This is a genomic window from Wolbachia endosymbiont of Nomada ferruginata, assembly GCF_001675785.1.
Classification (GTDB): domain Bacteria; phylum Pseudomonadota; class Alphaproteobacteria; order Rickettsiales; family Anaplasmataceae; genus Wolbachia; species Wolbachia pipientis.
In genome coordinates, this window is sequence record NZ_LYUY01000025.1 from 1 (window position 1) to 13,454 (window position 13,454).

At 34.7% G+C, this 13,454-nt stretch carries 14 protein-coding genes and 2 pseudogenes; 4 read left to right on the forward strand and 12 right to left on the reverse strand.

Annotated features, from left to right (window positions below; all coding sequences use genetic code 11):
* A pseudogene (locus BA053_RS07625) lies at window positions 1-326 on the forward strand (hypothetical protein); the annotation flags it as partial.
* Window positions 327-408: 82 nt separating this feature from the next.
* A pseudogene (gene wmk / locus BA053_RS02380) lies at window positions 409-1,391 on the forward strand (WO male-killing family protein Wmk).
* A 273-nt stretch (window positions 1,392-1,664) separates the two neighbouring features.
* On the opposite strand, the gene ligA reads toward wmk, so the two are convergent.
* A complete protein-coding gene (gene ligA / locus BA053_RS02385) occupies window positions 1,665-3,581 on the reverse strand; it encodes an NAD-dependent DNA ligase LigA (RefSeq protein ID WP_065094832.1) in 1,917 nt (638 codons plus the stop codon).
* A 201-nt stretch (window positions 3,582-3,782) separates the two neighbouring features.
* On the opposite strand from ligA, the gene BA053_RS02390 reads away from it, so the two are divergent.
* Window positions 3,783-4,643, forward strand: a complete 861-nt coding sequence (locus tag BA053_RS02390; RefSeq protein ID WP_065094831.1) for a helix-turn-helix domain-containing protein — start codon at window positions 3,783-3,785, stop codon at window positions 4,641-4,643.
* Window positions 4,644-5,284: 641 nt separating this feature from the next.
* Here BA053_RS02390 and BA053_RS02395 read toward each other — a convergent pair.
* From BA053_RS02395 to BA053_RS02410, 4 genes are all read right to left on the reverse strand, one after another.
* Window positions 5,285-5,638, reverse strand: coding sequence for a hypothetical protein (locus BA053_RS02395; RefSeq protein ID WP_065094834.1), 354 nt, complete (start codon window positions 5,636-5,638; stop codon window positions 5,285-5,287).
* A 5-nt stretch (window positions 5,639-5,643) separates the two neighbouring features.
* Entirely contained in the window at window positions 5,644-6,453 is an 810-nt protein-coding gene (locus tag BA053_RS02400; RefSeq protein WP_065094830.1) for an ankyrin repeat domain-containing protein, read from the reverse strand.
* 486 nt (window positions 6,454-6,939) lie between these two features.
* A complete protein-coding gene (locus BA053_RS02405) occupies window positions 6,940-7,560 on the reverse strand; it encodes a DNA adenine methylase (RefSeq protein WP_218914939.1) in 621 nt (206 codons plus the stop codon).
* 27 nt (window positions 7,561-7,587) lie between these two features.
* A complete protein-coding gene (locus tag BA053_RS02410; protein ID WP_065094828.1) occupies window positions 7,588-8,613 on the reverse strand; it encodes an IS110 family RNA-guided transposase in 1,026 nt (341 codons plus the stop codon).
* Between the two features lie 423 nt (window positions 8,614-9,036).
* Between BA053_RS02410 and BA053_RS02415 the strand changes: the two genes are divergently transcribed.
* Window positions 9,037-9,624 (forward strand): ankyrin repeat domain-containing protein, encoded by a 588-nt coding sequence (locus tag BA053_RS02415; RefSeq protein WP_065094827.1) that lies wholly within the window; start codon window positions 9,037-9,039, stop codon window positions 9,622-9,624.
* An 82-nt stretch (window positions 9,625-9,706) separates the two neighbouring features.
* On the opposite strand, the gene BA053_RS02420 is transcribed toward BA053_RS02415, so the two are convergent.
* From BA053_RS02420 to BA053_RS02445, 7 genes are read right to left on the reverse strand one after another with little or no spacing between them, the layout of a single operon-like run.
* Window positions 9,707-10,327 carry a hypothetical protein gene (locus BA053_RS02420; RefSeq protein ID WP_065094826.1) on the reverse strand — a complete coding sequence of 207 codons (621 nt, stop codon included), beginning with the start codon at window positions 10,325-10,327 and terminating at the stop codon, window positions 9,707-9,709.
* A gap of 11 nt (window positions 10,328-10,338) precedes the next feature.
* Window positions 10,339-11,259: a patatin-like phospholipase family protein gene (locus BA053_RS02425; protein ID WP_065094825.1), complete on the reverse strand. Its 921-nt coding sequence runs from the start codon at window positions 11,257-11,259 to the stop codon at window positions 10,339-10,341.
* Window positions 11,260-11,286: 27 nt separating this feature from the next.
* Window positions 11,287-11,520 (reverse strand): hypothetical protein, encoded by a 234-nt coding sequence (locus tag BA053_RS02430; RefSeq protein ID WP_065094824.1) that lies wholly within the window; start codon window positions 11,518-11,520, stop codon window positions 11,287-11,289.
* A 56-nt stretch (window positions 11,521-11,576) separates the two neighbouring features.
* Window positions 11,577-11,918 (reverse strand): ankyrin repeat domain-containing protein, encoded by a 342-nt coding sequence (locus BA053_RS02435; RefSeq protein WP_245611558.1) that lies wholly within the window; start codon window positions 11,916-11,918, stop codon window positions 11,577-11,579.
* A gap of 12 nt (window positions 11,919-11,930) precedes the next feature.
* Window positions 11,931-12,080, reverse strand: a complete 150-nt coding sequence (locus BA053_RS07975; protein ID WP_245611560.1) for a hypothetical protein — start codon at window positions 12,078-12,080, stop codon at window positions 11,931-11,933.
* A gap of 38 nt (window positions 12,081-12,118) precedes the next feature.
* On the reverse strand, window positions 12,119-13,063 hold the full coding sequence (locus BA053_RS02440; RefSeq protein WP_065094822.1) for a contractile injection system protein, VgrG/Pvc8 family: 945 nt from the start codon (window positions 13,061-13,063) through the stop codon (window positions 12,119-12,121).
* 1 nt (window position 13,064) lies between these two features.
* Window positions 13,065-13,274, reverse strand: coding sequence for a tail protein X (locus tag BA053_RS02445; protein ID WP_065094821.1), 210 nt, complete (start codon window positions 13,272-13,274; stop codon window positions 13,065-13,067).
* Window positions 13,275-13,454: the final 180 nt, after the last annotated feature.

Consider the following 13,454-nt stretch of genomic DNA (forward strand, 5'->3'; position numbering starts at 1 on the left):
CTGTTGGATATTTTTTCCTCATCTCTTACCTCAATATTCTTTCTTTATATACTACGTATTCCTTGGTTTGTGGACAACCTCTTCCCGAAACAACAGAAAATGAAGATGAGACAGAGCTATCAAGTTTAATAGAAGAATACAAAAAGATTGAGAGCCAGGAGTTACGCGATGTGCTAATCAAATCTTTATTTGAAGGCATACGTGTTTGTAGGGAAAAGGTTAGAGAAGCAAAGAAGATCGAAGTTGCAAAGAGTCTAGTTAAAGAAGGAATTTCTGTTGATATTATCTCGCAAACAACAGGTTTATCTATTAATAAAGTTGTGTAGTTTTTGCAATAAAATATCTTATAGGGGCTGGATTTTGATAAAATCTTATGATAAGTTATATGTTTGTTTCTATAAATAATATATGTTTCCTTCCATAAGAAAAAGCGACTTTATCTACGATAACCTAGAGCATATTGGCTCAATAAACTACGAGGTGGGGCAAAAAATAGAAGGTTGTAGGATAATACAAGGATATACTCAAGCAAAATTGGTTTAACATATCAGGAAATACATAGCTTTGAACTAGGGTGCAAGCCTATTACAGTCAAAGAATCATGTATAATAGCAGGAGCATTATCAGTTAGTATTATAGATCTACTTCCAGGACCAACAGAACTGAAGGAAAACAGTTGGTATGAAGATGAGGATGAAGAAATAGTCTATCTAACAAAAATACATATAGAAATTAAGGACCAGGAATTACGCAAGAAGCTTTATCCATTAGTAAGATTTGTATATGTTAGCGAAAAAATTAGTCAAGAAGAAGCGAGAATAGAAGTAGCAAAGAATCTAGTTAAAGAAGGAGTTTCAGTTGATATGATTTCTCAAGCGACTCGCTTGTCTAGTTACGAATATGATGATACAGAAAAAGAAGTTTGTACTAGTTCTATACTCTACAAAGTAGGGAAAAGGATGAAAGAGCAGAGGTTAATACGGAGATACACTCAGGAAGACCTAGCAAATAAAATCGGTTCAACACTTAAGGAAATACATGACTATGAACAAGGATACACCGACATTCCAATTGAAATATTAGATAAGATAGCAAAGGTATTATTAGTTAACATTAAAGTTCTATTTCTTGGACTAACAGAATATGAAAATGAGCTATTGAGGTTCATAGATGAATGCAAAAAAATTGAGGATCAAGAATCTCGGGATGTATTGAATACGGTAGTCAAATCCTTATCTGAAGGTATGAAGACTAGCAAAGAAAAGGTTAAAAAAGCAGAGAAAATCAAGGTTGCAAAAAGTCTACTTAAATTAGGCGTTTCTATCAATATTATCTCACGAGCATCTGACTTAACTGCAGAGGAACTTGAAACCCCAAATAGGCATCCATAGCAAGAATTTCATATAGAGCTTATGGATACGTGGAAAAAAATAATAGACTTTGGTAAAATTTTATGATACAATATGTGTAGTTGTTTTTGTAAATAAAGTATGGTTTCAAAAAAAGCTAACAATAACACAAAGTGTACTACAAGGTGTGAAATAGCACAAAAAGTAAGAAGCTGTAGGTTAAAGCGAGGATATACCCAAAAGGACCTAACAAATAAATTCGTAGGTGCCATTTTTAAAAAGGCAAAGTAGATACAAGAATTGATCGAGAAGGGCTTATTCTTTTCCCAGGATTAGTTTATTCCATTCCTCCTCGGTTAAAATTTTAACACCTAGTTCCACAGCTTTGTGATACTTTGACCCAGGTTTTTCGCCGACAACCAAGAAGTCCGTTTTATCTGATACACTTGAACTCACAATTCCTCCTAAAGATTCTGCCTCTGCTTGCGCTTCCTTTCTTTTCATTCCTGATAATTCTCCTGTGATGACCACTGTTTTGCCGCTAAGAGGAGAATTACTCACATTAGCACTAACAGGCTCAATCTTTAGTTGAGAGGCGAGATTCTTTACCATTTCAACATTATCCTTTTCAGAGAAGAAAGATATTAATGAATCTATAATCTTTTCTCCTACACCTATTATGTTCATTAATTCTTCTTCATCAGCAGAATACCAATTTTCATATGAGCCATAATGTTTTGCTAGTAATTTTGCTACGTGTGGTCCGACGTATCGAATCCCTAGAGAACATATAAATTTATCCAAACTCACAACTCTTCTGCTGTTAATGGATTTGAGTAAATTAGATATTGCTTTTTTTCCCCATCCATTTAGCTCGCTTAAGTTAAAATTTTTTAGTTTTTCTTCGAGAGCAAAAATGTCAGATATTTTCCTTATCAAACCAAGGTCATAAAAGAACTCTATTTGCTTATCACCAAAGCCGGTAATGTCAAAAGCATCATTGGAAACAAAATATTTTAACCTTTCTATGATTTGAGCTTTACAGGTAACCCCTGAACATCTTATTGCTGCTCCTTCAATCTGTACTTCACTTTCACATTCTGGACAGGTATTCGGAAATATAAACTTTGGTGCATTCGGAGAACGAGCATTTTTGTCCACTTCTACAATCTTTGGAATGACGTCGCCTGCTCGTGCTACTACTACAATATCGCCCTCTCTGATGTCTTTGCTTTCAATTTCATCTTTATTATACAGATTTACCCTGCTAACGATTACCCCTCCTATATTTATCTCAACTAATTCAGCAACCGGATTCAATTTACCCGTTTTGCCTACTTGTATTAATATTTTAACTATCTTAGTTTTTGCATGAGCTGCTGGAAACTTGTGTGCTATCGCCCATTTTGGAGCCTTGTTGGTATTCCCAAGACGACTTTGTAATGTTAAATTATTTACCTTCAAGATAACTCCGTCAATATCATAGCCTAAACTATAACGGTCATTATAGATTCTGTTATAAAACCCCAGCATTTCGTCCACATTTTTTGCTAAGCATTGATGTTCATTTACACAGAATCCAAGTTCCTTCAGCCTATCTAATACTTCAAGCTGGGTCTTTTCTGTTCCACCACTAATCAAAGAATAGGCAAAGTACCTGAGTGGTCTACTGGCGGTAACTTCTGGGTCCAATTGTCTTAGTGAACCGGATGCCGTATTGCGTGGATTTGAAAATTGGTTATCCTTATTTAATTTTAAAAAATCATCATTTCTTATATATACCTCGCCCCTAACTTCCAATCTGCCCTTTACATCGGGTAAAACTTTAGGCAATCCTCCTATAGTTGCGGCATTTTGTGTAACATCCTCACCATGGTAACCGTCTCCACGAGTCGAACCCTTAATAAATACACCATCCTCATAAATCGCAGAAAACGATAAGCCATCAATTTTTGGTTCACATATGATTTCCAACTCATGCATATTCAGAAGTTTTTTAACCCTAGCAAGAAACTCTTCAACTTCATCTCGTCCATGAGCCTTGTCCAACGAGAGCATTGGTACAATATGTTCCACCTCTAAAAATCTTCTATCAGGTGCAGTACCAACGGTTTGAATATCTACTTTTTTTACCAGTTCATCGTACTCTGCATCGGTTATTTCTGATATATTTTCCCGATAGTACAACTCGTTGTGACGCTTTATTTCTTCTTGTAATGCATTTTCACTCATAGTAACTTACCTCAACCACTGTTTCAGTATACAGCGTCAATTGTAAATAAATTATTGACCATTGTATTCGTTTAGCTGGTATTCTACAAAGAAGCCACTAGCTTTGCTACTGTTTTTATATTTAATATACAATATTTAAATAGAAATAGAAAAATATTTAATTAGTAGAGATTTCTGCTCGCTTCTAGCCTTAGCTACATTGTGAGATATCAATTTCCTGAAGTTTATGCCTATTATTTTGGCAGAAGTAGTAAAACTTTAATCAAACTCAATAATACTGTATTATATGTTTGTTCTGCAATTGTGCAAAAAATGACCACTACCAGAGAGAAAATTGCTATCGACTCTTTAAGCTACCAAGTAGTTCAAAAGATAAAAGAGTTGAGGTTATTAAGGGGATATTCTCAAGCGAAGTTAGCAAAGGAAACTGGTATATCAACGTCACAAATACGAAGATATGAACAAAGGATAGATGCTGTTTCACCTGAAAATGCAGAAAAGATGCTAAAAGTATTATCGGCTAGTTTTAAAGATATATTTCCTACAACAGGTTATGTTAGTTACAAGGAAGAAAAGATGCTGAGTATACTGCAAAATTTAAAAAAAATTAAGGACCAAGAATTTCGCAGTGCATTTTGTGTATTAGTAAAACTTTTGTCAGGGGAAATTCAAATTGGCAAGAGTATAATAGGTACAAAGTCTATAAAGCACAAAATTGGACAAATGGCAAAAGATTGGAGGTTCGTAAGAGGATGTACTCAGTTGGAGTTAGCGAATAAAATCGGATTATCACAACAGCAAATACACAGATATGAACAAGGTGTAGATTGCATGTCATTTAAAAAGCTATCTGAAGCAGAAAAAGCATTAGTGAATGCTAGAGTTTTATTCTGTGGACCAACAGAAGAAAATTATTACGAAGATGAAGATAGTGAAGGAGAAATGAAAATATTAAATATAATGAAAGAATGTCAAAAAATTGAAGATCAAAGATTACAGGATTTATTGAGTTCATCTTTATCAGAGGTAGTAAAAATTAGCGAAGAGAAGCAGAATCAATAAAACTTATTTTTATAGAAAAGGTATATCTTTATGGACATTTGTATATTTAACAAAAATTTTACATGTTTTAAATTTAAAGGAGGGTGAAGGTGAGAAAACTACAGAAAATAATAAGAGTTATAAAAGGTATCTCTATAGAGCGATACGTTATTTTGTGAACCCGAATTATACAAGGCTGTTTCAAGCAAAGATTTAGGTAAAATAAAGTCGTTACTAAAAAAAAGGTGCTGATTCTAATGAATGCAGTAGCAATGGCTCTGCACAAATGTTGGCTGTTGTAAAACTGTTCATAAAGAATAAAAAGGGTTCAGCAGCGAAAGAGAAACAAGTTGTATGACATGGATTTCCCGCATGTAATTCAGGAAGCCAACAACAATGGGAAACTTTGCTAGGGAGTGTTAAATAAACCATACGCGTCAAGTTAAGGGAAAGTAGCATAAGGAAAAAGAAAAGTGGTAAAAATTATTTTAGATATTAAGCAATAAAGCTAGTAATTTATAGATTCTTCTAAAAGAATTATCTTATTTTAGATCAAAATTTCCCAAAAAATAAATGTAACAAACAAGTTTAAATGGTGCTATATTGGGCCTTAACTTGACGCGTATGGTTTATTTAACACTCCCCTTTGCTACCAAACGGAGCTACCGCCCTCTTCCCTTATATTTGCCTTGAGTTGAAGCTTGAGCTTTCACAAATAGCTGCCAGTATCCCTTCTCATCGCCTTCTTCCGCTATCAATTGAGCCAAACGCTGCATCAACCCATCATTCAGTATAACCATTTGTGTCCATTTGCCCACTGGCTTTGCAATATCGACTACTTTTAGATTTTCTTTATAAACCTGGATGTCGAGGTGAAGTTCTTGTTCTGTTTTCTTTTCACTCTCTCTCAAATGAAATGTTCTGACGAGGTTTTTGTATATTCCCCTAAAAAAAAGAAATATTTTAATAGCAATAATTAATATTGTACCGTATATAACGATCTGTTCGTAAGACATCTCCACTACTCTAAAATGATTCCATGAAGCAGAAACAATGCTACAATTTTTTTGTTTCGATTTGCTACAGCGTTTTCCAGTGCTGTATAACCTTCTTCAGAGTTATAAAAATATTTCAGATAAACATTTGCTTTTTTACTCAGCAATAATTCCACAATTTCTTTATTGCCATTCATAACAGCAAGATGTAGCGGAGTACAACCATCTCTTCCGATTGCGTTAATATCTGCTCTATTTTGCAATAAAAGCTCCACATGATCTTTTTTATTCAATGAAACTGCAAGGTGAAGAGGGGTACTTCCTTCTATATTTTTAATTTCAAGAAAAGCGTTCCCTTTGATCAGCAATCCCAACGTTACTGTGTCAGCATATTTTACAGCCATGTGAAGAGGAGATTCACCGAGACGATTCTGGCAATTGATGTCTGCACCGCATTGTAACAACTTTTGCATAACATCAAGGTGCTTATACTTTATTGAATAATGCAAAGAAGTGTCGCCATCGATATTCTGAGCATTAACATTTTTGCTCATAACTACAATAATCTCTGCTATTGCTGTGGATCCATATTGAGAGGCAATGTGTAGTACTGTATTGCCCTTTCTATTTACTGCATCAACATTAGCATCATATTTTACAAAGAATAGAAATAAGTTGTAAAGATTGCGTTTTGCAGAGAAATGTAAAATTTTAGTACCAAATCTACTATTGATAATCTCTTTGAAGGCTGCATGAACTAATAAAGAAAAAATACTAGGATGTCTGAAGTGATAAATTTCCTTTGCAGCCTTTTGTAAAATCTTTTCTACTGTCATAGCAACCCCACAAAAAGTGTGTTTGTATTAGAGTATGCAGCGAGAAACGTTTTTAAATTATTAACTCGCGTACCCGTTTAGTTAGTATTTTACAAAGAAACCACTAGTTTTACTACTACTTTTATATTGAGTAAATAATATTTAAATAGAAATAGAAAAGTATTTAAGGTAGTATATTAATGTAGAAATCTATTCCTTAGAAATTTGCTCTGAATTTTCTTTACTTACTGGTTTTATAGACACATCTTGAATTTCTTCTTCCGGCTTGTTTGGTTCAGCTAGAGTTGACTCTTCTTTAGATTCTGCTGCTAGTTTGCGTTAATTTCTTTAGTGTGTTTTGACCGCGATACTGAAAATACAACCTTGCTATAGTCTTTACTCAAGATTAAAATCTCATTCGATTTTTTAGAGTTACCCATTCCATACGTCCATTTGGGTGTAATGATACGATGCTCTGTATACATGTCCCGTATTTCCTCACAATCATTATACGATAAAACCCATCCATCGCGAGTCGACAAAAGTTTCTTCATGGTCAAAATCTGTACCTCTTCTTCCGTATAGTTTTTGATCAATTAAATAAGGAGGATCACAATATAAGAAATCATTTGCGTGTTTAGGAATACTTTTTTTAAAGTCAGCTAAATCTACAGTAAGATTTTTAATTGAGAATTTTGCCAATCTTTCTATTGAACTTAGTGTAAAACGTGGGTGTCCTGGAGACATACCGCCCGACAATGTTGTACCACTGAAGGATGAGCGATTTAATGCAAAAAATGCTGCAGCGATTTCAACTCTATCTCTTAGGGTGAAAAATGTTTTTTGTAGGCTATAGAACATGGCAGATGTCATATTCTGGTATTTCCGCACTACCTCTGCAAGGTAAGAAGCATCTTCTAAAAGCACCTGCCAAAATTTTACTAATGGTTCAAAGGCGTCATAGCCATAAACTTTTGTTCCTCTGCTAGCTAACGCTAACTCTATTGATCCTCCGCCTATAAAAGGAGAACAAAGCATAGGTAACCCTTTTGGAATATATTTATTAATAATTTGAGAAACGGCGCGACTCTTACCTCCAGGGTAACGGAGAGGAGACTTTACAAGCAAAATTTATTTCCTTTTCTTTATTTGCTCCTATGATTGCTGTCCAGTAAAAAATTCAAATTTTGTAAAATCTTTAAAAACCCAGTTGTTTTTAAGAGTATAAAAGATAGTTGTGAGAAACTTCCTAGCAGTTGCAATAATAGCCTTAGCAGAACCACGCTTCTTTTTCACATGCTCGTAAAAACTTTTCAGGTAAGGACTATAACGTATAGCAATCCAAGTACACTGTACTAAAGAAGTACGTCCTATTTTTGATCCATGTTTGGTAATTCTTCCAATTGTGCACTGTTGATTGGATTGAGAAACTCGCGGTACAACTCCAAAATAAGCAGTGAGTTTTTCTGGGTTACTAAAATCATTAATATCACCAATTGTTGCAACGAAGATAGCTGCAGAAATTGCACCAATGCCTTTAATGCTGATGAGATTATTAAACCCAGGAAGCTGCTTAGCAAAAGCTATAATTTCCTTTTCAAGTTTTTTGAGACTTTCTCGAATGACTTCCAGATTACTGCTAATCACTTCAATCTCAACCCTTTCCAAGTAACTCCAATCATGTTTACCAAGAGAACGTTCAAATCCAGATTTGGTTGTGAGTACCTCCTTTTTAATCTTTATTCCATGGTAATTAAAAAGTCCATGCATTTTGTTGATTAAAGATACCCGCGATTTTACTAACTTATCTCTTGTTTTAAGAATAGAAGCTAACTGCTGGCATTGTTTGCTTTTGCATTTTGCTTCAGGCAACATATCTTTACTTAGAAAAAAAGCAATAGCTCTCGCATCGTGCTTGTCTGTTTTGTTTACAGAACGACGAATAACTTCAAATTGCAAAGGAGCAATCATTACAACGCGCTTAACGTAAGGTGATAATTCATCATAAAAGAAACAGCTATTACCTGTTGCCTCTAAGGCTACTTCATCTGTTTCTTGAAGACTTTTAATGAAACCACCTAAATCCTGCAAGCGAAATGTTTTAATATACTCTGGTTTTCCCTGTTCTAAGTAGCAAGCAGTAAAACTATTAGTATGTAAATCAACACCTATATAACGCATAAATTTTCCCTCTTATTGAATATTATAAAATATCAGAGTAGAATATTACCGGTTGGTCCATTCTCCTATACGCGGTCACCAAATTTTATGGGCCGCACGATGGTTTTCGGTGGCAGGGGCGATTAATCTCCTTTACGAGGTCTTTTTCCTATACTGCAAAAAGCAGAAAGGGCCCCACAAAAATTTTCAATCTGCCACCTATCCACTCTGAGAAGGTATTATCTTCTCATGCTTCCAACCAAGCAATAACTATTCATACCATCTCCTTTTCTTTATTTGCTACACTGAAAATATGTCTGCATTAGAAGTTAGCAAGGAAAATATATCCAACGTTTATAGAATATCTTCCTAGAGCTAACTCATGATTTGACATAACAATTTTTTTTCTGTTATAACTTCTAAAATATATAAGGGCTAAATAATATGGCTAGTGAAGAAGAATTTGAGGGAGAAGCAATGATTATGATACATGCTTCTGCTGAGAAAAATCATCTTACTACAATGAAAATTTTTATAGAAAAATGGAAGTGGGATCTTCACGCAAGAGATATAAATGGTCGTACTCCCTTACATACGGCTGTTGCACATGGTAATCTTGAGATGGTGAAATATTTAATAAAAAAGAGAGCGGATGTGAATGCTCCTGATTATAGTCGTGACACTCCTTTACATGTAGCTGCGTCTCCTCCTGTTTCACGAGATAGCCTTGAAATAGAAATACTTAAATACTTGATAAAAAATGGAGCAAATCTAAATGCTCGTGGCAGAGATAATTACACCCCATTACATATAGCTGTACTTTGTATTGGTAACAGTCGTGGTATTATAACAATGAAAACTTTAATAGAAGCAGGAGCAGATGTGAATATTCCTAATTATAATGGTGATACTGCCTTACATACAGTTAATCGTATGCGCCACACTTCACTGGAGAAGCTCCTTATAGAAGCAGGAGCAGATCCAAATATTAAAAATAAAAAGGGAGAAACTTGTTTGAACACAAAGGTATAAGGAATTTTGTGCACCTGAACAACTAAGGATTTGGCATATACTAAAACTAGTTTATATTTGTAATAAATGGCACAAAACTAAGCTATTCTCTGGAATTTTGTTTAGAATTTTCCGCTACTTGCTGAATCGATACATCTTGAATTTCTTCTTCCGGCTTGTTTGGTTCAGCTAGAGTTGACTCTTCTTTAGATTCTGCTGCTAATTTGCGTTGTTTGATAAATTTCTTCAATGTTTTGACTGCGATGAAGTTAATACTGAAAACACATGCCGAAGTTATGGCTAATGCTGGAAGAGGAGCTAAATTGAACATCGGCAAAATTGCCACAATCGTGCCAGATGTCAGTAAAAATGCTAACTTCTTGCTCCCGATTATCTTATTTTTCTTAACCTTTATTGGGTTTAATTTTTTTATTTTCCCTTTTAGCTTTTTGAAGCCTTTTTTGAACACGTTGCCCTTTTTCAGCTCTTTCTCTACGGGTTTCGTTTTGAAGCTTTTTATTTTTTCTTTTATTCCTTTTTTATCTTTTTTTACTTTAGAGGTCTTCTGCTCTAGTGCCATCAACTTTAGAGGTTGCTCATGTAGCGGTTTTGGCTTATCGTTTGAAATTTTAGCTTCTTGCCCCTTAGTATGCTTTTTGGGCGAAACTATGTTTTTTAAACCTTTCTTTGCTTTGTGGTATAATTTTTTTAGTTTGCTTGGCATTTTTATGTAAATTAAGATACGATATCGCAAAATTTATCGATTACTTTTTGATTACCTTCTATCATTGCATTTGCCTCCTGCTGCAGACATTTAATATTTTTTGATGTAATATTATCCATCTCAGCCGACGCTATTGTCAGTTGTGATTGTATCCTGATGTATCTGTCGTCCATTACATTACCTAGTTGATAATTCACTACATCAAGGCTCGATGCAAACATCACATTTAATAGAGGCTTTATCCAGGCTATTTTTCCTAATTTTCTGTACTTGATTCGATTAGATAGCCGATCTGTGCCAATTGACACCAGAACGATTTCTTCATTAGGGAAAAGTTTTTTGCTATTTGCGTACGCATATGCTGCTGGGTTATTGGCAAAAACACCTCCATCTACTAACACTCTTTTCTCTTGCTTAACTTCTAAATACTTAGGTGCAAAGTATGTTGGGGCTGCTGTTGTGGCTCTGAGTGCGTCTTTTAGTCTGACAAAATTTCTGTCTTCTCTCCAGCTTTTGAAGAAAAATGGACAGTTGTTATGAATATCATAACTTGTGATTAGCAAATTACTTAAAGTGTTTTGTAGAGTATCATCACTAAAATACTTGTCCAATATCAACTCGATGTTTTCGTATGGGTATTGTGCACAGTTAAACCAAGATAATATTGATCGCCTAAAAAATGAAGACTTGAAAATATATGCTCCATACTCCTGGTAAAGCTCAACTAAATCATTTGCAGAGTATTGAGGATTTCCCCGTTCATCTTTCTTACACAATCCAGCAACAACAATGCCACCGGTTGAAGTGCCTGCCATCAGATCAAAGATTTCAGCTATCGGTCTTCTTGCTCTCTTTTCTATTTCTGCTAGTATTATGGCTGGTATGATGCCTCTTATGCCTCCGCCGTCAACGGACAAGATATATTTAGTCATTGTGAAATGAAAATTTCGATAAAGATGTTAAGATTTAATTTTCCCGCTTAAAACTTGTAATTTAAACTCATCAAGTTCCTCAGAAAGATTTTTTACCCGCTCTTCCAGACGATATACCGTAACGGTCAATCCGTTGTTCTGCTCTATAAATTTATCATGAATATGAACCCGTAAATCTAGCTTAGCGAGCCACCAAATTGTTGCTACCGTCTGTATTATCATCGTTACAATTACTGCTAATGGGATTTTTTGGTTTTGCATAATGATTTAATTTATTATGAAAGCTTTTGTTTCAAACTGTAGAAATGAATTAGTCGTTACTTTTCTGCTTTATAACTTTTTTCTGCCTCAACAAGTAAATCTATAATTTCTCTGTAAGGCTCACTGCTATAATAAGATGACCTCTTCATTGCTATAGTTTTTGGAGTTGTTCCTTTCCAGCCTCTAACATGAGGGTCAGCTCCTCTCTCCAGCAAAAGTTTTACAACCTCCAATTGACCACCGTCAGCGGCACCAAGTAGTGCTAAACTAGTATTTATATCTACTCCTTCATCTAACAGAAATTTGACAACTTCTAAGCATCCTTTCTCTGCCGCATAATATAATGCCTTTTTACTAATATTTGAATCATCTCTACTTTTTTTTACTAATGATTTCACAGTTTCTAAGTCTCAGTTCTTAGCTGCTACTTCTAACATTTTCTGATAATTCTCAGCAGCCTTAGATTTTTGATAGTAATACGTAATGACAACACATACTATTACCACTATAAACCACAGTGTAGCTTGTTTCTTGCTCATGTTCAGCATTTTTTTCCACATTAAATCAGCAATTTACTTATTTTCTTTTAACATGGATTTCACTTACTCAAAGATGCTGATAATGCAGTACGATATCCCGAACTATTTAAAGTATGCTCTGCTCTATCAATTACCCATTCACCATCTATATCTTGATTGAACCCTACAAGATTAAGTTTTGCCTCTGCAAATAACTTTGGATTACCTGGTATTGTCATTTCTAAAGTCTCATTATTACGCTGTAGTTGTTTAAATTTGGCATTTGCTGCACTTAATGCTGATTCTGCATTTGGGTAAATTGTTTGTATAGGGTAACTTGGTTCACCGCTGCCTACTGTTTCTGATATTGGTTCTCCCTTCTCATAGCTATGCCATTTTGCTATCACTGAATTATATTTATCACGTACAGTAAAATGCACTTTCCAATTGATTGTATCTTGAGGTCTAATAGTCGTTGTTCCTAAAGCTTTTCCTGTTGCTGATTTTGCTGCACCTTTGGGAATAAATAATATATATCCTCCTGCTAATTTTGCCATTGCTTCTCGCTCTATGGCTATTCTAGTTAACAAATTTATATCACTTTCTTCAGTCTGATCAATGTGTGGCATCAATATATCTTTAAATTCTTCAGCAACTTTGTACCCATATCCATGCTTATTTGCTATTTCTTTGACTAAATCACCAAGTGTAATCTGGTCCCATGCCCTAGATACTTTTTCCTTTAGCGATATCATCAAGTTTGTCGCGTGAGCTTTGATTGTTAAGATTTGTGGTGGACTCTGTACCGTAATTTCATTGACTGTATATACACCTACGGGTAGTACTCCTGTTTCTCTATATCCCAAAGCAATTTTCAGCTCTTTTGGAACCTTTATGTTATCATCCCTGTAATCAACGCATATTTCAGCTACATCTTCTATAGTCCCTGATTCATCAGTAATATGCATTGACACTAAGCGATCTTCTGTTAATTCATACCCTTCAATGACAAACTCTGGCTGCATTTTATCCCCAAATCTTTAAAGTGGATTTTTGTAAAGGTTTCTCAATTACAGGCAACTTAATTTTCAACCCTGCAGGCAAAAAGCTCCCATGTTCTGCAAGTCCAGGGTTTTCTTCTAATACTATTTCTACTGCTCCTGAAGTAAATCCATAGTGCTTCCAGCAAATATAGTCCAATATATCATTTGCTTTTGTCGAATAATATATAGTCATGAATAAAGCTTCAAACTTAAATTAAATTCAACTTTCTTTGGTAACCCGCAAGGGAAAGATGACGTTCGCTTTTCTTCAAAACGAGTAATTACAAATTGTCCTTGTATCTTGTCAAAAGCATCTAATGTTTTAAGCTTATGCATTAGATGGAGAAGGGAAGAACTTTGTAAATTGCCCTAG